26 protein-coding genes and 2 pseudogenes are annotated in these 23,292 nt (G+C 38.2%); 5 read left to right on the forward strand and 23 right to left on the reverse strand.

The window, feature by feature from the left end:
- Positions 1-131: 131 nt before the first annotated feature.
- From ACFOU2_RS06150 to ACFOU2_RS06185, 8 genes are all read right to left on the reverse strand, one after another.
- Positions 132-647, reverse strand: coding sequence for a metallophosphoesterase (locus tag ACFOU2_RS06150; protein WP_377913213.1), 516 nt, complete (start codon positions 645-647; stop codon positions 132-134).
- Between the two features lie 66 nt (positions 648-713).
- Positions 714-1,316 carry an XTP/dITP diphosphatase gene (locus ACFOU2_RS06155; RefSeq protein WP_377913215.1) on the reverse strand — a complete coding sequence of 201 codons (603 nt, stop codon included), beginning with the start codon at positions 1,314-1,316 and terminating at the stop codon, positions 714-716.
- Between the two features lie 3 nt (positions 1,317-1,319).
- Positions 1,320-2,066 (reverse strand): ribonuclease PH, encoded by a 747-nt coding sequence (gene rph, locus ACFOU2_RS06160; protein ID WP_377913217.1) that lies wholly within the window; start codon positions 2,064-2,066, stop codon positions 1,320-1,322.
- 173 nt (positions 2,067-2,239) lie between these two features.
- A complete protein-coding gene (locus ACFOU2_RS06165) occupies positions 2,240-3,322 on the reverse strand; it encodes a GerMN domain-containing protein (protein ID WP_377913219.1) in 1,083 nt (360 codons plus the stop codon).
- Positions 3,323-3,496: 174 nt separating this feature from the next.
- The gene (gene racE, locus ACFOU2_RS06170) at positions 3,497-4,303 is read right to left on the reverse strand and encodes a glutamate racemase (protein WP_377913221.1); all 807 of its coding nucleotides are present in this window, start codon (positions 4,301-4,303) and stop codon (positions 3,497-3,499) included.
- A 9-nt stretch (positions 4,304-4,312) separates the two neighbouring features.
- Positions 4,313-4,771, reverse strand: a complete 459-nt coding sequence (locus ACFOU2_RS06175) for a MarR family winged helix-turn-helix transcriptional regulator (protein ID WP_377913224.1) — start codon at positions 4,769-4,771, stop codon at positions 4,313-4,315.
- Positions 4,772-5,133: 362 nt separating this feature from the next.
- Positions 5,134-6,048: a cation diffusion facilitator family transporter gene (locus tag ACFOU2_RS06180; RefSeq protein WP_377913226.1), complete on the reverse strand. Its 915-nt coding sequence runs from the start codon at positions 6,046-6,048 to the stop codon at positions 5,134-5,136.
- Between the two features lie 456 nt (positions 6,049-6,504).
- Positions 6,505-6,843 (reverse strand): YmaF family protein, encoded by a 339-nt coding sequence (locus ACFOU2_RS06185; protein ID WP_377913228.1) that lies wholly within the window; start codon positions 6,841-6,843, stop codon positions 6,505-6,507.
- A 256-nt stretch (positions 6,844-7,099) separates the two neighbouring features.
- Here ACFOU2_RS06185 and ACFOU2_RS06190 point away from each other — a divergent pair, with 256 nt between their 5' ends.
- A complete protein-coding gene (locus ACFOU2_RS06190) occupies positions 7,100-7,318 on the forward strand; it encodes a hypothetical protein (protein WP_377913230.1) in 219 nt (72 codons plus the stop codon).
- Positions 7,319-7,453: 135 nt separating this feature from the next.
- Here ACFOU2_RS06190 and ACFOU2_RS06195 read toward each other — a convergent pair whose 3' ends face one another.
- From ACFOU2_RS06195 to ACFOU2_RS06205, 3 genes are read right to left on the reverse strand one after another with little or no spacing between them, the layout of a single operon-like run.
- Positions 7,454-8,854 (reverse strand): nucleoside recognition domain-containing protein, encoded by a 1,401-nt coding sequence (locus ACFOU2_RS06195; RefSeq protein WP_377913233.1) that lies wholly within the window; start codon positions 8,852-8,854, stop codon positions 7,454-7,456.
- Positions 8,855-8,872: 18 nt separating this feature from the next.
- The gene (locus ACFOU2_RS06200) at positions 8,873-9,562 is read right to left on the reverse strand and encodes a FeoB small GTPase domain-containing protein (RefSeq protein WP_377913235.1); all 690 of its coding nucleotides are present in this window, start codon (positions 9,560-9,562) and stop codon (positions 8,873-8,875) included.
- Positions 9,563-9,805 (reverse strand): FeoA family protein, encoded by a 243-nt coding sequence (locus ACFOU2_RS06205; RefSeq protein ID WP_377913237.1) that lies wholly within the window; start codon positions 9,803-9,805, stop codon positions 9,563-9,565.
- Between the two features lie 416 nt (positions 9,806-10,221).
- Here ACFOU2_RS06205 and ACFOU2_RS06210 point away from each other — a divergent pair, with 416 nt between their 5' ends.
- Complete coding sequence (locus tag ACFOU2_RS06210; RefSeq protein WP_377913239.1) at positions 10,222-10,491, forward strand: hypothetical protein; 270 nt, start codon at positions 10,222-10,224, stop codon at positions 10,489-10,491.
- Positions 10,492-10,711: 220 nt separating this feature from the next.
- Here ACFOU2_RS06210 and ACFOU2_RS06215 read toward each other — a convergent pair whose 3' ends face one another.
- The 3 genes from ACFOU2_RS06215 to ACFOU2_RS06225 form a co-directional block, all read right to left on the reverse strand.
- Complete coding sequence (locus ACFOU2_RS06215; protein WP_377913242.1) at positions 10,712-11,650, reverse strand: magnesium transporter CorA family protein; 939 nt, start codon at positions 11,648-11,650, stop codon at positions 10,712-10,714.
- A gap of 209 nt (positions 11,651-11,859) precedes the next feature.
- Positions 11,860-12,135 (reverse strand): hypothetical protein, encoded by a 276-nt coding sequence (locus ACFOU2_RS06220; RefSeq protein ID WP_377913244.1) that lies wholly within the window; start codon positions 12,133-12,135, stop codon positions 11,860-11,862.
- A gap of 317 nt (positions 12,136-12,452) precedes the next feature.
- Positions 12,453-12,890, reverse strand: coding sequence for a dual specificity protein phosphatase family protein (locus ACFOU2_RS06225; protein WP_377913246.1), 438 nt, complete (start codon positions 12,888-12,890; stop codon positions 12,453-12,455).
- A gap of 276 nt (positions 12,891-13,166) precedes the next feature.
- Here ACFOU2_RS06225 and ACFOU2_RS06230 point away from each other — a divergent pair, with 276 nt between their 5' ends.
- A complete protein-coding gene (locus tag ACFOU2_RS06230; RefSeq protein WP_377913248.1) occupies positions 13,167-13,487 on the forward strand; it encodes an ArsR/SmtB family transcription factor in 321 nt (106 codons plus the stop codon).
- Between the two features lie 287 nt (positions 13,488-13,774).
- Here ACFOU2_RS06230 and ACFOU2_RS06235 read toward each other — a convergent pair.
- The 4 genes and pseudogenes from ACFOU2_RS06235 to ACFOU2_RS06250 all read right to left on the reverse strand — a co-directional run.
- Positions 13,775-13,870, reverse strand: a pseudogene (locus ACFOU2_RS06235) (DNA-binding response regulator); the annotation flags it as partial.
- 27 nt (positions 13,871-13,897) lie between these two features.
- Positions 13,898-15,361, reverse strand: a complete 1,464-nt coding sequence (locus tag ACFOU2_RS06240; protein ID WP_377913250.1) for a recombinase family protein — start codon at positions 15,359-15,361, stop codon at positions 13,898-13,900.
- A 137-nt stretch (positions 15,362-15,498) separates the two neighbouring features.
- A pseudogene (locus ACFOU2_RS06245) lies at positions 15,499-15,822 on the reverse strand (DoxX family protein); the annotation flags it as partial.
- 43 nt (positions 15,823-15,865) lie between these two features.
- Positions 15,866-16,585, reverse strand: a complete 720-nt coding sequence (locus tag ACFOU2_RS06250) for a Crp/Fnr family transcriptional regulator (RefSeq protein ID WP_377913252.1) — start codon at positions 16,583-16,585, stop codon at positions 15,866-15,868.
- Between the two features lie 228 nt (positions 16,586-16,813).
- Between ACFOU2_RS06250 and mobA the strand changes: the two genes are divergently transcribed.
- Positions 16,814-17,428, forward strand: coding sequence for a molybdenum cofactor guanylyltransferase (gene mobA / locus ACFOU2_RS06255; RefSeq protein WP_377913254.1), 615 nt, complete (start codon positions 16,814-16,816; stop codon positions 17,426-17,428).
- 356 nt (positions 17,429-17,784) lie between these two features.
- Here the strand turns inward: mobA and ACFOU2_RS06260 are convergent, their stop codons facing one another.
- The 5 genes from ACFOU2_RS06260 to ACFOU2_RS06280 all read right to left on the reverse strand — a co-directional run bounded on the left by ACFOU2_RS06260 (position 17,785) and on the right by ACFOU2_RS06280 (position 22,018).
- Complete coding sequence (locus ACFOU2_RS06260; RefSeq protein ID WP_377913256.1) at positions 17,785-18,441, reverse strand: response regulator; 657 nt, start codon at positions 18,439-18,441, stop codon at positions 17,785-17,787.
- Positions 18,442-18,446: 5 nt separating this feature from the next.
- Complete coding sequence (locus ACFOU2_RS06265; protein WP_377913258.1) at positions 18,447-18,689, reverse strand: hypothetical protein; 243 nt, start codon at positions 18,687-18,689, stop codon at positions 18,447-18,449.
- 637 nt (positions 18,690-19,326) lie between these two features.
- Positions 19,327-20,346 (reverse strand): STAS domain-containing protein, encoded by a 1,020-nt coding sequence (locus ACFOU2_RS06270; RefSeq protein ID WP_377913260.1) that lies wholly within the window; start codon positions 20,344-20,346, stop codon positions 19,327-19,329.
- Positions 20,347-20,558: 212 nt separating this feature from the next.
- Entirely contained in the window at positions 20,559-21,374 is an 816-nt protein-coding gene (locus tag ACFOU2_RS06275) for an STAS domain-containing protein (RefSeq protein WP_377913262.1), read from the reverse strand.
- A gap of 194 nt (positions 21,375-21,568) precedes the next feature.
- Positions 21,569-22,018 carry an SgcJ/EcaC family oxidoreductase gene (locus tag ACFOU2_RS06280; RefSeq protein WP_377913264.1) on the reverse strand — a complete coding sequence of 150 codons (450 nt, stop codon included), beginning with the start codon at positions 22,016-22,018 and terminating at the stop codon, positions 21,569-21,571.
- Positions 22,019-22,354: 336 nt separating this feature from the next.
- Between ACFOU2_RS06280 and ACFOU2_RS06285 the strand changes: the two genes are divergently transcribed.
- Entirely contained in the window at positions 22,355-22,501 is a 147-nt protein-coding gene (locus tag ACFOU2_RS06285) for a hypothetical protein (RefSeq protein WP_377913266.1), read from the forward strand.
- Positions 22,502-23,292 lie beyond the last annotated feature (791 nt).

A 23,292-nucleotide genomic window follows, 5' to 3' on the forward strand; every position in this document is an offset into this window, starting at 1 on the left:
TTATTATAAAATGTGTTTTTTTAAATGTCAACTCTTTTTATATTTTTTAAGGGTATTCTCTCATTCATTGCTCTTCTATAATAAACGAGAGAATACCTTTTTTCAATACTTCAAACGGATTATTGCTGCATTCAATGAGAAAAGCGAAATCTTGCTGTCATATGCTCCAGCTTTGTTCCATCCACTTCATAAAACGTCACTTCCGCGTCTTCATTTTCGAGGCTTAATATTACGTATGTTTTTTCCTTACGCATGCGCGGCAGCAAAATACTGCCTGGATTGATCATTAGAATTCCGTCAATCATTTCAGCTCCCGCTTCATGCGAGTGGCCAAAACAAACAATGTGAGCACCCGTTTCTCTCGCTTTATAATGTAAATTGACAAGGGACATTTTAACGTTATGCAAATGCCCATGAGTAATATAAAATGTTTTGTCCCTGATTAGTTCGATCCGTTCATTTACATATATGCTGTCATAATCGCAGTTTCCCCTGACAGCGTAAAACCCTGCCATTTCTGCACAATCTGCCGGCAGCTCTGAATCTCCGCAGTGAATCATGGCTGCCACTTCATATTCATGACGTTTTTTAATAGCTGCCAGCTCTTTCGTTAAGCCATGGCTATCACTTATAATCAGCACTTTCATTTCAAAGCACCTCCCCGACATTTCCCTTTATCCGGCAACGTGTTACACAAGACGAAATAAAGCTGATCATTTTTTGAACATTTCATCAATGATTGGACCAAGCTGTTTTAACGCATTTGCACGGTGGCTAATTTTATTTTTCTCCTCTTTTTCCAGCTGTGCCATTGTCTTTTTTAATGACGGCACATAAAAAATAGGGTCATAACCAAAACCATGCGTTCCTTGTTTCTCTTCGGTGATCAGTCCTTCACACGTACCTTCAACAACTATTGTCTCATGGCCCGGCACAGCAATTGCTAGTGCACAATGAAAATGGGCGGTTCTTTCCGGTAAAGGAATTCCCTGCATGTTCTCCAATACTTTTTTCATGTTTGCTTCGTCGCTTTTTTCACTTCCCGCATAACGGGCAGAATAGACACCAGGCTCTCCATTCAATGCGTCAATACATAAACCCGAGTCATCTGCAATGACCATTTTATTAAATTGTTTAGCGATAGCTTCAGCTTTTAAAATCGCATTTTCTTGAAAAGTCATCCCTGTCTCTTCCACATCTATGGCTTCGGGAAAGTCCAGCACTGATTTGACTCTAATACCTTTTGGAGAAAATAATGCTTCAAACTCTTTGACCTTCCCCGGATTCTTGGTTGCGATAATTACTTCACTTTGCATCTTTTAACCTTCACTCCCTATGCTCTCCGCTACTTCACCAAGTACCGATTTTTGCTTTTCCATAAGTTTTAAAATACCTTCCTCAGCCAGGGCAAGCATACCGTTAAGCTGTTCGCGGGAAAAGGTAGCCTCTTCCCCTGTACCTTGCAGTTCCACAAAGCGTCCCTTTCCGGTCATCACTACATTCATGTCCACTTGGGCTGCTGAATCTTCCACATAATTCAAGTCTAATACTTCTCCAATTTCTTTAACTATTCCGACCGAAGTAGCGGCAAGAAAATCAGTAATTGGCAGTGACGATATTTTTTTGTCCTCCATCAGCTTTTGAAGAGCTAATGTCATAGCGACAAACGCTCCTGTAATTGAAGCCGTACGAGTTCCTCCATCTGCCTGGATGACATCGCAATCGATCCAAATCGTTTTTTCCCCCAGCCTTTCCAAATCTACAACTGAACGAAGAGCTCTTCCAATAAGACGTTGAATTTCCATCGTTCTGCCTGATACTTTTCCTTTTGTTGCTTCACGCATGTTACGCTGCTCTGTCGCACGCGGAAGCATGGAATATTCTGCGGTGATCCACCCTTTTCCTTGTCCTCGCATAAAAGGGGGAACACGGTCATCAACGCTTGCCGTACAGATCACTTTCGTATCACCGACTGTAATTAACACAGATCCTTCCGGATGCTTTAAATATCCCTTTTCAATTGTTACAGGTCGCAGTTCATTTGACAATCGTCCATCAACACGCATGTTTCCATTCTCCTTTATCCTTGATAAATGATGCTTTATGTATGATTGTTGCATCTAAATATATAAGTCATTCTATACAAAAGATGAAAGAGGTCGCCTTGGAAGCTGACCTCTTAAGAAATGTCCTCTATAGTATATCAAAAATGAAACAGTTAACAAATTGTCTGTTCCCCCTAAAAGCTCCCCGTATTAACATCCGCTGGACGAACAACAGGTTCTGTCAATTTTTTTCCGTCTTCATTCATCAGCTTCTCTTTACCGTTTACTTGAATGGCAACACTCTCTACTCCTGGTTGTTCCGTTAGAGATAAAACAAGTGATTGTAACACGTGGTCAGAGATTTTGTTTCCTTCCATATTTCCGAAAAGCGATTCATTGAAATTTAAAGTAAGCTGACCATTCTCATACTTTGGCTTATCCAACAGCTTAACATCCGTATTGAAATCAGTTACTAAGCCGGACGTTGGATTCGGCCCTTTTACCAGCTCATTTATAACTGCCGCAAATTGGTCCTTCTCATTGGCTGAAATGCGCTTTGTCACTGGAACATAATACGTTTGCTTTCCGTTTTGCGCTAAATAATAGACGGTAGCCGATTTAGTATTGGTGATATCGACAGAATTACTGCTATCCAGATTAATGCCATCTGCACGGCTGACCCCTTCGCTGATCGGTGTATTATTCACTGGCATCAATTCTTTATCATATCCGTTAATGCGAATTTTCACGCGTTCCACTTTATCGAATTGCGTTAAAGTCCATGTCACAGCCTGCAAAATCTTCAGTTCGTCTTCCGCTTTATAATTAGCGAATTCTGGTGAAAAATCCGCAATGATTGTTCCGTCTTTTTCCAATTTCACCCCTAAGACTCTTGTATCTGCCGGTAGTACTGCTCTAAATCCATTTGGAAGCATGTTTGTAACGGGGCCGCCCTCTACCAAATATTCAAGTGCTTGTTTGGCAACCCCTTCTGTTTTGGGCAGCACCAGTGTTTGAGGCACAACATAGCCGTTTTTATCAACTAAATAAAGCTCCGTTTTCACCGAACCAGCCGCAGCTTCTTCTTTTGATGTTTCTTTGTTCTCTTGTTTGTCTCCTGCCGTATCCAACGACTTCTCATCTTTCACATAGGAAACATCTTTTGGTGGATCAATTTCTTCAACTGCTTTATCTCCTCCAAATAATCCACACCCCGTTAACAGCATAGAAGAAGCTAAAATCGTAGAAAAAACGATTGTGTTTGCCTTTTTGGACATTGTTTTCCCTCCTAGGACAGTTTGTACTACTATGTATACGGGCCTTTTTTCTAATTAGACCGCTCGAACAGATTTTTATCTCAAAAATCCTCAGGACTGCCTTGGGGCACAAGAAAATAGATAAAAAAACAGGATTTCCTCTGCAATATAGGGAATCCTGTTTTTTAATGTCATTTAATTAGTGGACGTTAATGAAATATGATGAACATTACGAATAGGATGTTCAAACCACTTAGATGCAATCATTTGAAAAAGTTGATCTGAACCTGTTGTCAAAAATAAATGCTCAGCTTTTTCTTCACCGTCATTCAATAGATCACTGTATGAAAGAATGGCACTCACTTCACTTGCTGTCTCTTCCCCTGAACTAATGAGCTTCACTTTCGGGCCAATGACTTCCTGAATCACTGGCTTTAAGAGCGGATAGTGGGTACATCCCAAAATGAGCGTATCAATATCGCTATTCCGGAAAGGCTTTAATGTCTCTTGTACAATTCTCTTCGCCTCTACCCCTTCAAAATTTCCGCTTTCTACTAAAGGAACAAATAAAGGACAAGCTAAACTTTCCGCCTCCACGCGATCGTGGAGCTCTTTTAAAGCGGTAGGATAAGCATTGCTTTTAATCGTACCATTCGTTCCAATAATACCAATTTTGTGATTATTAGTGGATTTCAAGGCAGCGCGAGCCCCTGGTTCAATAACTCCCAGCACCGGAATATCCACTTGGTTTTGAATCTCTTCCAACACAACAGCTGTAGCCGTATTGCAGGCAATCACCAGCATTTTAATATTCCGATTCAATAAATAATTGGTCATTTCCCACGTAAATTGCCGAACTTCCTCGCTTGGTCTTGGCCCATAAGGACAGCGTGCCGTATCGCCTATGTAGATAATATTTTCTTTAGGAAGCTGACGCATAATCTCTTTGGCAACAGTTAAACCACCTACTCCTGAATCAATAACTCCTATTGGTCTATTCAAAAAATCGCCTCATTCGTCTTTCATTTCTAGATGTAATTGATGTAAGCTCTTTTGAAGTTGTTCAACGTCCTCTGCAGACAGATTTTTCAAAATCCCCGCCAAGTATTCCTGACGTTTTCGGATTACTTCTTCAATTAGACGCTCGCCTTCTTTTAATAAATGAATACGAACAACTCTTCGATCACTCGGATCCTTTACACGCACTACAAGTTCGTTTTTTTCCATTCTATCGACTAAATCCGTTGTTGTACTGCAGGCTAAAAACATTTTACTGGATAGTTCTCCAATGGTCATATCACCATGCTCCAGCAGCCATTGAAGCGCCACAAACTGAGGAGGGGTAATGGTATAGTCATTTAAAATCTCCCTGCCCTTTTGCTTAACGATTCCTGCAATGTATCGCAACGACTTTTCGACTTCTGCCACAACTTGCTCATTCGGTATTTGAGAATGTTGATTTGATGACATACTCATTTCCTCTCTTACATTTTTATGCTGCTAACCATTATGTTGATTCTCTATCTATTCTCTCTACTTTTCCTGCAAATTTCAAGACACAATTATATGAATCGACATAAATCATTTGACATGAGCCAAAAGCGCCCATATCAAGTAATTTATGCTTAAGCAGTTGGCAAGCAACCTCGCGGCCTCTTGCCAACTGCTTATACGAGAACCTTGTAAGCTTCAAGATGAGAGAACGGAAGGGCTTGAATAGGAGAAGATGCAAGGGCAGAGGTGAATGATATAAATAACCGGCTGCCTTAAAACAGAAATAAGGAAAGCCGGTTATTATGATCGTTCATGTTCTTCTATGCGCAGGCGTTCTACTATTTCACGAAAATGCCTTCCTCATTTTCAGGGAAGTACGGATTTAAGTGTATAAATACTTCTTTAATATTATCATATTTATTCATGAGAGCCTGTTTTATTTCTCTTGCAAGATCATGACCCTCTTTAATCGTTTTGAAGTGGTCAATTGAAATCCTTAAGTCCACTAAAATATAGTGGCCATGCTCTCTGGCACGTATTCTATCAATGCGCCTTACTTCCTTAAATTCCGAAGTTATGGCAACATATTCTTGAAGCAATTCCGGATCGACATTTCGCTCAAGTAAAATATCAAAAGCCTCGGCCAACATTTCTTTGGCAATCTTAAAAATCAGGTAGGCTACAAAAATACTGGCAACTTTATCTCCATACAACAAGAATAGAATGTCAAATTTGTCCCCGATTACTGATAAGATGACCCCGATAGCCGCCGCGATCGAAGCAACAATATCAGCTTTATGATCATATGCAATCGCTTCAATCGCTTTACTTTTGTACTGTTTGGCTACTATTAAAGAGTAGCGGTATAAAAGTACCTTTGAAACATACGAAAACAATGCGACCCACATGGCAATGATACTTGGAGCTTCAATCGGATGAAAAAAACCTACAAGTGCCTCATATACAACATATATAGATACTAAAAATAAAAGGATTCCCACTATGCCCGATACAATGACTTCCGCTTTTCCATGTCCATATGGGTGGTCCTCATCTGCCGGTTTATTGGCAATTTTTATAACTAGAAGCACAATAACCGAAGCAAATACATCAGCCGCCGAGTGAATACCATCCGCAAATACCGCGTCACTTTTCCCGTACCAGCCTATAAATATTTTGCCAACTGTTAGGAGGATATTGCTCCATACACTTATCCAAGCCACCTTTTTGGCTATGGATTCCCTTAATTCCATTGATTTCACCTCACATAGTCAACCTTTTCGTATATTACCAAATCAAATATTGATGAATCTAGAAAAAATTGTTTAAATCAATGTGTTTAGATATATACAAATACTTCTTAATGAACAAAAAAGTATTGAACGGTGGCAAAAAAATGAACTCGATAATCATTTTCTCACAATCACAGGAATATTAACCGGCTGTTCTCCTACAAAAAGTTCCCTAGAAACACGGGAAATAACCATTTACTTTTTCTCCTTTTAAAGAGATAAGCAATATTAAAGAAATCAACAGTAGCTGTCTTTATAGAAACTCCTCCATTCTAAAATCTTCTGCAGTGATTTTTCTATTGTTAAGTACTACTTTCAATCGGATAAGCTTTATCGCAAAATGATGTTATGGAAATATAAAAAAGCTGCCGGTTCTGCCGACAACTTTTCTGTTAAAATGTCCTCGCTATAAATGATCTATTTCGTACCGGGAGCCGGTTGATCGACGCCTTTAACATGGTGTCGATGACCACTTGCTTCCTCGGTATAGAAATCGTAATAATGAACATGCATACCGTTTCCAGTAGGAATGGCCGGTCCCGAATACGCTTTATAATAATGGTTGTGTCCATCTTCAAAAAGGACATACCCTTCTGTGTAGTGAATGTGGCTGCCGTCTTGTGTGGGAATTGGCGGGGACGTTACATCCAGGCATTGATGAACGTGGCCTGCATCAAAGGATGTATAGTCGACGGAACCATGATTATGGTTTGGGACAAAACCAGAAACAAAGTCGTCTTTTCCTACTCTTTTCATCTCAATCATCTCCCCCGCAATCGGTTAATCAGAAATAAGGAGCTGGAATTTGATTCACCAAAATCAGTTCCCCTTAATAATCAAATATACGGTTAATATATTGTATAAAAGCTCAAGTCATCTTATTACCTCTATCATTAAATAAAGGACTCATGATACATAAGAAATTCTCTATACTTTTTTAATCATAACACGGTTTACATTGTTTAGTATCTGCTCACAATAATATCTATGGAATCTAAAAGGAGGTTACATAATGGAGGAAAGCAAATCTCTAAGTATGTTTAACAAAAAGGAAGCAGAGTGGTCCACAAGTGATAACCCTGTATTCCAAGTCTATCAGGAAGATATACTGGTTGCTGAAGTAAGGGGAACTGACCCTGCAATCCAGCGCATTATCCCAATGCGAGAGCTGAACGATTATGAAGAAAGTAAGCTCCATGAGTACATTGGACATTTTTGTTCAAAATCATAAATAGTGAGACAAAAGGGGCTGACTCAAAAGCCTTCAGATGAGGGTAATCATCCATTTTTTCTGTGATGGGCCGTCACCGCCATGCTTGATTTTGCTGGATTTTTAATGACGGTCCATCGCGGGAGGGTGTCCCCTTTATATCACTCCAATCCAGTGTGCGACCTGATTAATGATGAATGTTACTACAACAGCAATCACAGTCGGAATTAAAAATGACATGAAAGTCCACTTCACGCTTTTTGTCTCTTTATATATGTTGAATAAGGTGGTGCCACACGGATAATGCAGTAAAGAAAACAACATTACATTCAACGCTGTAATCCAAGTCCATCCATGATCCAGGAAAATATTTTTCAAATCAACTAAATTATCCACTTCCGCCAAGGCTCCAGTTGACAGATAGCCCATCAGAAGAATGGGTAAGACAATCTCGTTAGCGGGTAATCCTAAGATAAAGGCCAATAAAATATATCCGTCAAGACCAAGTTGCTGAGCAAATGGATCCAAAACGCGGACCAGATGCATTAAGATACTTATATCTCCTGCATATATGTTGGCAAGAGCCCAAGTTAATACACCGGCTGGAGCAGCCACAATAACAGCCCGCTTTAAGACAGCAAGAGAGCGGTCGATTGTTGAGCGAACAATCGTATCAATAATTTTAGGACGACGGTAAGGCGGTAACTCCAAGGTATAGTGAGTAGGGACGCCTCGTAATGCCGTTTTGGATAGAGTCCATGAGACAGCCAATGTTATGATGATTCCAAAAAGGACGATACCAATAATAACCCCAGAAGTTACTAACGCCTTCATTCCTCCTGTATAATTGGCTGCCATAAATAAAGATGCGAGCAGAATGAGAGTACCCCACCTGCCATTACAAGGTACAAAATTATTCGTTAAAATAGCTAACATACGTTCTCTCGGAGATTCGATAATCCGTGTAGACATAATTGCTGCTGCATTACATCCGAATCCCATCGCCATTGTCAAAGATTGCTTTCCATGCGCTCCCGCTCTTTTGAATAAGCGGTCCATATTAAATGCTACACGAGGTAAGTATCCAAAGTTTTCGAGCAAGGCGAAAGTTGGAAAGAAAATCGCCATTGGAGGCAACATTACACTAATTACCCATGTTGTTCCTCTATATAATCCCAATATCAATACTCCATGCAGCCAATCTGGGGCGTGCACTGCTTGAAAAAACTGAGTTAAATAACTTTCTATTTTCCCAAACACCTCAGCCAGCATGGCAGAAGGGATGTTGGCTCCTGCAATCGTAATATAAAAAACAATTCCCAACATTAACAACATGATTGGAAACCCCCATATTGGGGACGTAAAAATTGAGTCAAGCTTTTCCGTTCTTCGATCCCGCTTTCCATTGGAGTAAGAAACTGTTTCCTGGCAAAGTTGTTGACTCAGCCCGTATAGCCGCTGCACGACCTGATCACGTAAAGATGAATTGGATAATGATTGGGCATGTATAACTAAATCAGAAAAAGAATTTACTTGTTGATTACGTGATAATTCCATGCAAATCTACATCTCCTCTCACATCACTATATTACGTTTCTTCATTTCCTCTAACAGTGACATATCTCCATCTAAGAGCCTTAGTGTCACCCACCTTACCGGAAGCTGTCCTCCTACCATTTCTTTAATTTTAGGCTCCAACTGACTGATTTTTTCTTCAGTTTCCTTGTCATATTTGATGATAAGGGGGTTCGTTGAAATTTGTCCTTTCATCATGCGATCTATTGTATCCAGCAAGATTGGAATTCCTACTTTATTTCGAGCTGAAATTTTAATAACCGGCACTCCCAATTTATTCATTAGCTTTTTTTCATTTATATGAATTCCCTTTTTTTCCGCTTCATCAATAAAGTTGATACAAACAATTACTTGACTGGTCATCTCTAAAACTTGTAATGCTAAATTCAAATTTCGCTGTAATGAAGTTGCATCCAATACTACAATCGTTAATTCGGGTTTTTCAAAAACAATAAAGTTACGGGCTACCTCTTCGTCTAGGGAGTTAGAAAAGAGGGAGTACGTTCCCGGTAAATCTATTAATTTGTAATCTATCCCTTTAAACGAAAAATCTCCTTCAGCCATGCCTACAGTCTTGCCCGCCCAATTTCCCGTGTGCTGTTTGAGTCCCGTAAGTGTATTAAATAAGGTGCTTTTCCCTGTATTTGGATTTCCAGCCAACGCAATTCGATAACTCTTGTCTTCACTCATTTAACACCACTCCCCCAAAATCTTTGAACTCTCCTCTTTACGTAAAGCAATGGTCGTATGACTAACCCGAAACGCAATCGGATCTCCCAACGGGCTTTTTCGCAACACCTGGACAGTAGCTCCCGGTACAAACCCTAAGTCCAGTAACCTTCTTCTCATCACACCTTCAACCTGTAAATCTGCAATTTGAATGGTATCCCCTACTTTACCTTCATAAAGACTTATCATATTAGACATCCCCATCTCTTTTTCTCCTAACCTATAAAATTGTCTACAATTCATTTTTTTTCCCTTAGCCAACTTTTAGTTTATAGTATGCTGTTCTTTCGATTTTGTCAAAGGATAACATTTACATCTTTTCTTTATGATAAATTTTCATAAAAAGAACCGATCAAAAATTGCTTATAGACAAAGACATAAGGGTTGTTCAAGAGTTTCAGAAGCTTTATTGATTACGTTAAAAATTTTTAGGTTTACCTTTCCGTTTTTATATACCTTATGGTAATACACACTATATATACCGTTAAACAAGATACTAAATGAAAATGAATAAAGGAAGCTGCTGACGTTATTCTCGAAATATATTCATTTTATTGTACAATAGACAGTATATGTATTGTTTTTGATTTATTTAATAGATGTAGTAGAGGGGAATTTAAATGAGAAATCAATTTATAACAACCTGCTTATTGCTTTTCCTTACAGGCTGCCAAAGTGAATCCCAGCAGGATTATTCGAATTGTAATAAAGATTGGGCGAAAGGCGATAAATGTACAAGAAACGAATTTAGGGAGTACCTATATTATAAAGCAAACGAACAGGCCATTATCGGCGATTTAGAAGATGTGACATATGAGGTTTATGGGATACAAGCTAATAAAATTAACGATAAGGTAAATGAAATTTTTGGCGAAGAGAAGAATAGATAGTTTACCTTACAAAAAAGAACCTCTCCTCAAATTTCCGGTCTCTTCTGATGTACTCATTCCATTGACGCTTGGCCTTAATTCGATAAGGTAGAATAAAAGGAGCTACTACACTACGACAGTAACTTCTTTTATAACGTTATCTCTGCTTGTTTCCAGCGGCGATTCAAGAGACTTTCTAACAGGAAAAACAGAAGAACAAAAATCACTCGCCCTGCCGGCTTTAAAAAAATTTTTTCCTCCAGAAAACGATGGCTGTGATGCTGGACAAGATAAAGGCCAAGAGTAGGATTAAGAAAAAAGCATGAGGGGAATCTTGAAAAGGCAAATCCACGTTCATACCATAAAAACTGGCCACCATCGTAGGAAATGCCAAAATGACGGTAATAGAAGCCAAAAATTTCATCACGATATTTAAGTTATTCGAGATCACAGACGCAAAGACATCCATCATGCCATTTAAAATGGTGCTGTATGTGTCAGCCATCTCGATAGCTTGTGTATTTTCTATAATGACATCTTCCAGTAAATCTCTATCTTCTTCATACATTTTCAAATAATTTAAACGAAGAATCTTTTCCAGGACAGCTTTATTCGATTTTAATGATGTGCTGAAATAAACCAAGCTCTTTTCTAAAGCTAACAGAGCATAAATTCCTTTATTTTTCATGGATTGATGCAATTCTTTCTCAATTTCGTCCGTTTTCTTATTAATCTGTTTCAAATACCTTAAGTAATAAGTGGCGATAGCATAAAGAATCTGTAAAGCAAACCGTGTTCTCTTAAAGGTGTAAAATCCCTTCATTTTCTTATGTTTGAAATCTGCTAGGATAGGCGTTTCCTTTAAAGAAACCGTAATAAAGCAGTTATTGGCTATAATCATACCAATTGGAATGGTTTCATAAATAGGAAATCCTGCTTCATCATGTGTAATGTAAGGATAATCTACGATAATTAATATATCGTTGTCCTCTTTTTCGATTCGAGATCTTTCTTCATCATCTAGAGCGTCCTTAATAAAGTCAATTGGCAAATTCAAATGATTGGCAACATAATTAATTTCTTCGACAGCCGGATTAATCATGTTGATCCAACACCCTCTAGAAATTTCCGTCACTTCTTGAAGTTTTCCAGATTCATCGCTTAAATACATCTCCAACATTACTTACCCTCCTCACTCAAATGGAGGAAGACCCATTATCTCTCAAGGGGCTGATATCCTTTAAGAGTGTATTTTTGATTGTAATGGCAGCTTCCTCAGAAATACTCATCGGTTCAGATTCCATAAAACCGTAACTGTTCAAAATATCCCCCTTTGTAATGTTTGAATAATCTTCCCTACAGTAGAAACATTTTTAATAAATGCATTCCTTAATAATCCATAAGGCCTTTTGTTATTCGGCCATTCAATATGTCTTCAATTTCTTGGATAAGGAGTTCAATCGTTTCATCGGAAAAACCGGCATCGAATACTTCTTGTTTTTGTAAAACATATATAGGGTCTTCTTGTTGTTTTTTTTGCTCATAGTGGACGGAAGCGATTACAGACCACTCTCCATCTAGCCAAATGGCAATCCGGTCAAAATCCCCTTCCCATAAAATTTCTCGAAATACTTCTTTTTCCTGTAATTCCAGGTCAAAGTCCAATTCATATCCCTCCATAAAAGAGTTCCATTATATTATACATCTAAAGCCAGGAGACTCCAATTTACTCTTTTCAAAATGTAATATTTTATTATAATGTTTATACTCGATTTCTATCAAAAATATAGCCATTTTTTAAATGATAAACAAAAAGGCGCAAATAGAAGAAGGACCGGTGACAGAGGGTAAAATAAATGGGACTTATATACATTCAAGCTCTGTAATCATTGAACTATCTTTTCCTGAATCCGAAAAAAGGACATGACCATTTTGGGAATTTTATGCACTAAACAGGGCGAGCGTTAGTTCTTCATTAGAGTTTACGAAGATTCAAGATAAGCTTCAAACTGAGATAGCAGCTTTAGATAGTTATCAGGTGGATCAATATCCGATTTTCGACTTCGTACAGCTGCCAAAGCCTGATCTCGACTCAACCCAAAACGCTGCATATAAAAGGCGGTAATGACAAACCCTAATCGGTGAATACCTAACGTATCATGCAATAGAATAGTGTGGCCAGGATCCATTAAGCTATTCATTAATTTAGTCATAGCTATTATCCATTGGAGCTCCGGGGGATGAAGAACGGTAAGCGGAGCCCAAATCATGGTTCGGTGACTGAAATCGAAAGGAGGACGATCCGGCGTTATTCGAATGTTAATAATGGCGGTAATATGTCGCTGAATAAATCCCCAATCAGAACTGCGAATTCTTCCCCCAATGTATAACCGACCGGGTATCATTTCTACAAAGCTCATTTTTTCACTCCTCTGTAAAAAGTGATGTTCATAAAATCGAAACCAGGCTTTTGATGCCCTATTTAGCCATACCTGATTGTTGCTTGAAGCTGGGGCGTTTCCTATACCTATTTAAGTAATGACTAACGAGAATAGAATACAAACAGTTTTATATGCCAATCTATAAACGAACTTTCTACGAACAAAATAAGGTCGAATCACAGTCCTGGCAAAGGGGAAAGAAATGAAGTATACTGATTTTAAAATCAACAATTTTTGATATAGGAGATGAATAACATGAAAGAAATCCCCTTACGTGATACATCATTAGAAGCCACTTTCATCGCATACGAAGCAAAATTCAAGGCTTTGGCCGATCAAAAGCGACTCCACATTATGCATCTACTTTGCCAGCACGGTTCCACTTGTGTCTGCGATTTAAGCGAGATGATCACAATGCCTCAATCCAAGCTGTCTTACCATTTAAAGATTTTATTAGACGCAGGTCTGATTAGAAAAGAAACAAAAGGGACTTGGAGCTATTATGAGCTGAATAGTGAAGAAGTAAGTCATTTATTATCTGAAAAACTTTGTTGCCTTTTCCGTCCTTCTTGCTAATTTTTTTAAGTACAACATGAAAACGAGTGGGGATTTTTTTATACAAAAGAGGATGTAGAAGTAAGAAACGGAGGTACGGGTTGATGCACGTCAAATTAATTTCTTGGCTGGAGAGCTGCTAAAAAATAGTATCAGTGCTCCGGGCCGTCGGGAAAGCTCGCTAGTTTTTCAGGTTAAAACGAGAAATTCTTTTATTTTCCATCAAGCGATTAAAAAATAGTCTTATTCTCCTTAAAGTACAAATAACCGGCTTTCCTTAACGCATAAATAAGGACAGCCGGCCATAATTATAGTTCAAGTTCTCCCATGCGCAGGAGTTCAACGACTGCTTGAGAACGCCCCTTGACTCCAAGCTTTTGCATTGCATTTGGGATGCGTACCCTTTGCAAACCTTGGGCATACTAATTAATTTAAGGACCTTCAAACGTATACTTGATGTCCACAGTTCCGTCTTGATGAATTTTAATTTCTTCAATTAATGTTTGAAATACATGGAATAAATCCTGATTTTGCAATTGGAGTTGCCGGAAGGCCTCTTTGATGGTTTTAATATTGGTTTCGTTGTGGTTATTTTGTTGGAGCAAAAATAATTGATTGTTTGCTTTTCCAATTTCTATATCAAGTTCTGCTCGTTTTGATTCAAATTCTCCCTTATTAATAAGTTGTTCTAAATAAAGATCAACTAAATGCTTCTTTTTCTGTTCCAACTTCTGAATGCTTTGTTGTATCTTCTTGGTTTGCTTTTGCTGCTCTTCCTGGGCGTTCCCTTGAAACTGCAGCGATAACTTCTCTCCTTTTTGGATCAACAAATTGATGATGAACTCACGAAAGTCTTCATATTGAATAGGGACATGATTAACACATCCATGTTTACCCGCCCTTCTATATTGAGAGCACTTCAAGTATTTCCATTCTGTACGCTCACCGTTTTTCTTTGTTTTGCATGATTGTACGATAACCATATTGGAACCACATACTGCACACTTGGCTATCTGGCGGAACTCATTCCACGGAGTAATTTTTGTCTTTTTGAATGTAAACTGTTTTGAATTCGCCTGGTCCCATATCTCCTCGCTCACTATAGGAGGATGATGTTCCTTAAATACAAACCATTTTTCTTCAGGATTACGAATTTGTTTCTTCCGTCCTCCTACTTTCACATTTGTATATTGGTTAAGTATGAACGTTCCTTTATATAATGGATTTTGAATGATTCTTTGAACCGTCGTCATTTGCCATGTATCCTTTTTCTTTGGCCTAACTCCTAAGTGATTTAATTCATTGGTTATTTTCTTAAATCCCCACCCGTTTTTGTACCACCCATAAATCTGGCGTACCACTTCCGCTTCTTCCTCATTTACAACAAGCTTTTGATCCACTCGTTCATATCCATAGGGTACTTTTCCAATATGCTCACCGCGGCGTACCTTTGCTGCCAAAGCTGCACTAATGCTAGAAGACAATGTCCGGCTATACTGAGCTGAAAACAGTGACCATAACTCAAACGCCATATCATTCTTGCCAGCCTTACTAGAGTCATAGCCCTCTTCGACAGAAATGATGCGAACTTGATGAGCAATGAACACTTCCCTGATTTCTAAGGAATCTTTAAGGTCACGGGCCAAACGAGATATAGATTTAAAGACAACCATGTCAATTTCTTTTTGTTTCACCTTTTGTAGGATAAGCTGAATGGCCGGCCGTTCCGTAAACAAGGTACCGCTAATTCCTTCATCTTTATATACCCATTGATCATCCCATTTATATCCGTTACGTTCAAGCCAGTTTCGGCAAATATCAATCTGGTTTTCTACTGAAGAGACTTGTTCGTCTCGATCAGTGGAAACGCGGACGTATACTGCGTATTTCTCCAAATTGTTCACCTTCCGCTTCCGTTAGGAGTTTGAGTTATTAAAATAAGATCAGCGAAACATTCCTCCATTTAAATATATGATTGACGCAGGACCTCATATTTAGATAAAACGCATGTGATAAAAAAATAAACCTTCCATTATGAAGGCTTATTTTTTAGGGTATGTTTGTTTTTGGGATTGTTATGGCGAACCTTGATCCATTCCTTCTTCAAAGCTGGAACAATCCAACGATCCAAACCGATTTTTCCGGCATTTGCTCCAGCAACTAAAAGGAACATTGTTAAAAGCAGCATTTGCGGATTAATACTTGTTGTGCCAGAGAACAGAAACGCGAAGTTCATCACAACGCCCATTAGAGCGGCAAACGTTGTAAATGTACCAAGAAGTAAGCCAATGCCGACGAAGAATTCTCCCCAAGGTATAAGGACATTAAATAATCCAACGTTTGGAATGGCAAAATGTGTTTTTTCTAATTGGTGTAAATACCTTCATTTCGGTCAACATTTACAACCGACAAACATGTCGCGGGCATTCCTCACAATGGCATATATTCCTTAAAGCCTCTAAATCAAAAATCACGAGTAATCCTTCATCATACCCCAATATACACTCTTTTTTTAACTGATTGAGCATTCGGTTTACCGTTTCCCGCGTTGCTCCGATCAGACCGGCAATCTCCTCGTTTGTAAACTTTCTTGTCATATAAAAAACGTTTCCATCCTTTTTTCCATAGGTATTAGTCATCCGTATGAGCGTCGACGCAAGAGCTCCATTTTTTCCAAAGAACATCAAGTCCCGCATCTTCGTTTGGGTAAATTGCTGCATATACCCCATCCATTTCGTAAACTCGATGGACAAGTCGCCATCCTGCCAGAGAAGAACCTCTAAATCTTTTTGTTGTATAACCCCTATTGTACAATCTTTTAATGCCCTGGCACTAAACATACATGTCTTTCCATCAACATATTGATATTCCCCAAACATATCATCAGCGCCAAAATGATAAAATGAAAGTTCTTTTCCATCATCCATCACTTTAGAAAGGTTGACAGCACCTTCTTTTAAGAAATAAAGCTTATCGGCTGCATCGCCTTCTTCAAAAAGATACCTTCCACTTTTCACTTTCTTTTCATACATCATCTCTTTTAGCCTGCTCATATTTTCTTTAGAGAATAAAACCGTATTAGATAGAATGGTGTTACTTAATGGACAGATTGCCTCCATGTTCCCTCGCCTCCGTCATCTTATTGATTCCGTTCATGCACTTCATCCTTTAGTCTATTGTAAGATGACAATGATTTTTTTGTTATCAGGGAATTCCCCTATTCCTTTGCAGTAATACCCTTAATTTGAGTTGAACAAATAACTAAGATAAAGTGTGAGAATGTTCACAGCTATTTGGACGGAGTTGATTTAAATTTATATATAAGTAAAATAACGGAGGTGATGGATATGTTAACAGGCGTGATTTTGGCAGGAGGTAAAAACGATGTACTGAATGACACGTTGAAATCATTTTTAAACATTTCAGAGCGCTATACCATTGATTATCAGCTTCACGAAATGAGGAAGATCTGTCAAGAGATTCTCATCGTCACAAATACTCCACAAGCCTTTTTACGATACGTTCCACGGGATATACGTATTATTACAGATTACTTTAAGAACTGCGGAGCGCTCGGAGGAATGCATTCGGCGCTTTCTCTTTCACAAAGTCCGTTTGTTTGGGTCACAGCCTGCGGGATGCCTTTTATCTCTTCACAGGCTGCCGATTATATGTCTAAACTTTGCCAGGAAAGAAAAGCAGATGCCGTTTTACCCATTCTTCATACGAAAGCCTATCCTTTTCATGGGATTTACCATAAAAGAATACTGCCTGCTGTCAAGGCACAAATTCGATTCAAAAACGGATCGCTGGAGAATCTAGTAAATACTCTCAACTGGATAGGGGTCTCTGAAAAAGACTTATACAGCATGAACATCCCGGAATCAATGGTCTTTACGATTAAAAATAACAAAGATTACGAAACAGCTCAAAACCTTGCAGGGCAAATTTCATTATGTTAATCGAATTCCTTTCTCTTTCATACAAATAATAAAGAAGGGCTTGCAAATGAAGTCCTTCTTGCCATTAACAAAAACAAGCCTTTTACTATTCGTACCTACCAGCTTCTTTAGAAAGGGATTTGTAAGAGGACTGTTGTACCATGGTTTCTCTCCGAATGAACCTCCAATATTGCCCCTATAGATCTTGCTCTCTCCTTCATGCTGAACAAACCGATGCCGTTCCTTTTCTGGCGAGTATCGAAACCGGTCCCTCTATCAACAATTAATCCTCCAATCTGATGGCAAGGTATTGATACGGTTTTCTTTTTTCATCTAAAAACGGCCCAATCGTCATATCCACCCAGTAATACGTCCCATTATACTCCGTATCCCAACAGTCCTTTTTTTACGGCATATTCTACTAATTCCGGTCTTGTTTTCATCTTTAATTTTTCCATCAGGTTGGATTTATGAGTCTCGACCGTTTTAACACTAATCACGAGCTTCTCAGCAACTTCCTTGTTTGAATAGCCTTTTGCAATTAATGTCAGTACTTCTTTTTCCCGATCTGATAGGAGAGAATAAGTGTCCATATTTCCTCCCTGCTTTAAATGGCCGACGTATTCCTCCATTAGCCTTTTGGTTGCAGAAGGATAAAGATAAGCTGACCCGCCTGCAACGGACTGAATCGCCTTTATTAATTCATCATGGGGAGCGCTCTTTAAAATGCATCCAGACGCCCCTGCTTGAATCGCCCGGAACAAATACTCTTCATCATCATGCATCGTTAAAATGAGAATATAAATGTCAGGCAACAGTTTCTTTATTTCTGAAGTAGCTGAAAGACCGTCTTTTCCATGAGGCATGCTAAGGTCCATTAATACAACATTCGGCTGTAACTCCTGTACTTTTTGGATGGCTTCATTTCCTTCTGAAGCTTCACCAATCACTTCCATATTCTTATTGTCATTCAGAAGCATTTTAAGCCCCATTCGAACAACTGCATGGTCATCAACTAGTAAAATTCGAATCAATTCCCTCACCTCTCGATTGGAACAGAAATTTTTGCTATGGTCCGTTTTGTTGATTTTATCATTTCTGCAGCAGGCGGTCTAACGGTTTCTTGCTCAAGACCTTTTTCCATAAGCTGCAGATTTGTAGATAGGCTGTACAGGTTTTGAGCAATGCCTTCATTTTGAAATTCCTTTATCAATGACCGTATTTCTTCAACCAAAACCACGTCTTTTTCACTGGATACTTGTAATGTTGAGTGAGATTCCATTCTTATCTCTCCCTTTATAAGACTTGTGATTGTTCTCTTCTGCAACCACAGCTTAAAATAAAGATGACTGCCTAATTATAAATTATAAGATTTTCATTGATAATTCTGTGATATTAATCACTGAAACAGAATTTTCACAACAAAACTAATGGATGTCATCTTTCTATTTCTAGCACGATAAGCCGGCTAGTTTATTGATTATCATAAGGTAGACTCACTCTCTATTTTTTCAATATACTTGTGAAACATTTCACAAATTAAGGGGGATGGCTCTCATGAAATGGTTACAAGGACCAAAAATGGCGATCGTGTCGTTATTCCATACATCAAAAAGTTCATGTACAACCATTTTATCAAAGGTGTAAACACGGTCATATCCCAGCTCACTAAATAGGCGATTGATGAAACATATAGAGTTACCATGACACTCGTTTTAGGAAGTCGGCACAAAATAGACCCCTTGGCGCGCCAAGGGGTTTCCACTTGTCCATTTTTCTTGTTTATGCATCATTTTATACATCCCTGATGAATCAACGTTTTCGGCTTATGAAGAAGTCTTGTGGCTCATAAAAAAGTGGGCATTTATGCAATTTCTTCTTCAATTAACCCCTCTGTTGGTCATAATAAGAATGATTTCTTAAATTATTCTCCGGCCACTCTGTCCTAATGCATAATAAATCCCATGTTGCAGGGTTTGGAAACTGTCAAATGAGGATAAATTGATATCTGTTTGAGAGATAATTAGACTCAATTCGGCAGAGATTCCCACTAAAAGGGTTTCCGTTCCAATTAGAGAAGCAGCAGAACCCAGTTTCTCAATTACACTTGCCGTATACTCTGTAATATCTTTATCCAATCCAGTCAGGTCCAAAAGAAGATACTTCGCCTTGTATTTTGGGAGATTATTTAAAGTATTGACAATGAGATCCTCAGCCCGATCATTGTCATATCTGCCTAGTAGTGGAACCACAACAATTCCTTCGAGGACGGGAATGATTGGTGAGGAAAGTGCCTTAACAAGATCTTGTAGTTCTTTGGTTTTTTCTTCTACAAGACCTTCTAATTGTTGAATTTGTTCTGCTTCTTTTTTTCTAGCTAACTGGTGAATATTTTGTGCAACATTGATATTCGAAGGAAAGTATTCAACTACACTATATTCATATCCCTCTATCTGATGTTGAATCACCTTATACCAAATATTTGTTCCGAACAAACCTGTAAATATTCCGGCATAGTGAGCAGGCACAAAATTTCCTCCCGTTTTCTTTCCTTGTGCCAGGTTGATTTTATATTCCCAACTATCCTTCAACTGAGTAACTAATGTTCTGTTTTCAGGATTTAAATCCCGAATAGAGATCTTGCCCCACCCAGCGGAGGCATAGGTATTAGTGATTAGCTCAGCAGCTTCAAATACACTTACACTCTTCATATTCCGAAAGTATTCCCCTACCACTAATCCTTGGCGAAAGCCAGTTGTCTCCAGAACAAGATTCGTTGCTTCTTCTCCAGAAATTTCTTCGATCGTATCAAACAACGTTTTCATTGCGGAAGAAATCCAGAAAAGTACAGCATCTTCACCTTCAAAAAGAAACTGTCCTTTCTCTAAATTCCATTCGAAGTTAAGTCCACCTATATTAAGTTTAGATTTTGTATCCATATAAGAAAATCCCCCTCTCAAAATCCGGGTGTAATATAGTTACAATTATATTTTTAATTGTTTAGAGAAGCAAAATTAATTGATTATCTACTCTTAATCTATTTCAACAATTGACCTTTAATTTTATTATTTCTTATTTAACTAACGCATCGGTTCAACAAGTGATGCTATGGTAAGACAAGGCGGTTATAAAAATTTGTATAAGATAATTGTTATTTTACACTTTCCAATGCTTGCTTAACATGTGCAAAGGTTTTAATAGATGACATATCAATTCCGCCATTTACAACGGTCTGAGCTAATTCAGGGCGTAGACCTGTTACAATTGTATTTATCCCTAACAAACGAAGAACGTTTTCTATTTGGTACAGATAACGTGCAATTTCTATATCAATAGTCAAAATGCCTGAAAAGTCAGCAATAAGATGATTTACCTGTAGTTCAGCAATTTGGGGAACAACTTTCTCTAAAATATATGTTGCCCTATAAGAATCGATAGCACCAATCAAGGGGAGAACCGCAATACCATCTTTAACCGGTACAATGGGTGCTGATAATTCTGCCATTTCCCTTTGCGTCTCATCCATAATTTTATCAGTAAGGCGTTCGAATGCGAAAACAGTTTCATTAAGGCTTATATCCAGCATTGCGTTTATCCGCTTTATAATAAAAGCCGTTTCTTTTATCGAAAGTCCAAACTCTAAACTAATTCTCGTTAGAATTTCAGTAAAGATGTCTCGTGTTGGTGGATAACGAACAATAATCTCTGAAATTCTTCCCCCTGAAGATGCCTCCCTTTCTCCATTTTTTTTACTCCATACAATAAGGTCTTCCGGCACTCCCTCTTTATCATCAATAAGGGATTTCCCTAAAAATCCCATAAACTCAATATACATGGTGATTGCTTGTTCTTTTTCCCATTCAGGAATCTCTAATTTCATTTTATGAAGAACACCTTCAACGATTTCAACAGCCAGAGATTCTGCATTTTCAATTAAGTAGTCAGAAACATTGAAAACCAAGGTCATTTTTAGTCCACACCTTTTTCTGTATTAATTAAATTATTATAACCTAAATAAAGAACAACGCATGCCAAAAAATTTATTATTTTGTCACACATATATTAATTCATAATAAATGAATCTTATTGACCTGCCCCCGTTTGTTGAATAACATTTGCTTTTAGTGTAAAAATATCATGAACCTGAGTTGAACTGTGGACTCACGTAAGTAACTGTCTTAACTCTTCTGTCATTTGTTCAACTAACTCAGGTCTTCCATGAAACTGAGCTGGGGTATTCTGAAAAAGTTGGATACGCCAATTTCCTTCGTTATTTACGACAACTAGAGTATGATGTGTATTGACTTTAGGGTTGATGTCTGATTGTCCAGGAGGCACCATACCTGCTATAGCACGTAAAATGGCTATATCAGAACCCAGAAAGCGCACACCTTTAACTTTGCCTACAAATTGAGCAGTGGGGTGATCTTCAAAGATCGGGTTGAGGTGTAAAAATATCTCATCACGTCCAATCGACTGACTCCCATCAAAACCAATACTCTCGCCATCCTCTGTGAACAAATCAGCCATTGCACGGGCACTGCGGTTGTTCCATGCATCTAATAGTTGTTGATAGAGTGCTTGGATTTCATTCGATATAGAAGATTTCATAATCATTTCCTCCTTAAAAGTTCTTATATACTTTCCTTGTTCCACGGCTACCAATTCATCGTAATCTACATCTGGCTCTTATTCAATTACCTAGCTGTTTTTTGTTAATAATTATCTTTCCCGATCATTTTCTTATTCAACTATCTACGTTAGCCAACCATGCCCCACTTTACGGCACCGCAGATTATAGAAGAAATTCTGTTCTTCCATGGGAGCTCAATATGAAAAACTGCGTCAGTTGTTGGGGAATAGAAGATTGGAATATATCGTTTTAAAAAAAAATATAGAAAATGTGGAGACATATCTTTACCAATTTCGAAAGGGGAGGATTTATTTTTGTTCGTACGTAAAACAAGGAGTTACAAAGATAATTATCCAAATTCTATTGCAGCGTTTGAAAAGGTTCAATTAGGAGGGTTAGAACAGACGATCCTAATTCGCGGTGAAAACCGAGATAATCCTATTCTTTTATTTTTACAATGAAGGGACTAAGTTATATTTACTCAGTCCTTTTGTCTGTTTTGTTTAAATAATGCCCCCAGTAGTTCAATATGAACCTGTTACGTTTATTGAGTAGTTGTGTTGTGCCCTGTTCTTGCACAATAAAAAAAGCCAGCATTATTTTTGCTGACGTCTGATTTTATGATTTAATTCTTATTACAAGATAAAAAATTTTTTGGTGCTACTCAAACCAAGTAGAAATGCACCATTATAAGTAAAAAATTTATGCCCACTTTAGTAACCATTTTATCTAACACATCCTATTCTAAATAGAATATCGTTGCCTTCATCGTTACAATTTAAAGTTAACATAATTTTATTTAACTAATGTTAATTGATTATAAATATTTAATTAATTCACCAAACGCCCCACCCGTTCGCTCAATAAAAAAGACAGCTTGCTTATCAAAGTAACGCCGCCTGTTAGCCATCCATGCCATATGCCACGGTACCAGAGATTATAGATATCTTCATTCTGGACCGCATCCTCTCCTTATTCAATTAAGAAAAAAGCAACCAAACCCTTTTTAGGAATTTGGTTGCTCTTTTACATTATTCAACTCAACGTATTGTTTCTGACTCGAAAAGAATGCTTCCAAGGCTGTCTTGAAAGTTTCATCCACTTTTAGGGTTCCATATGTCTCTTTACCTAGCTTCAGTGGTGATGAGCTTTTCATCCACCTCACCTCATTGCTACTATATGTCAGTAGATGAAGTGGACTATCCTACTTCTTTCAAGTTCTTTCTTCCGATTTCATGATAAGGTATACCCA

It is taken from the genome of Bacillus songklensis (assembly GCF_042649685.1).
Classification (GTDB): domain Bacteria; phylum Bacillota; class Bacilli; order Bacillales; family Bacillaceae_H; genus Bacillus_BA; species Bacillus_BA songklensis.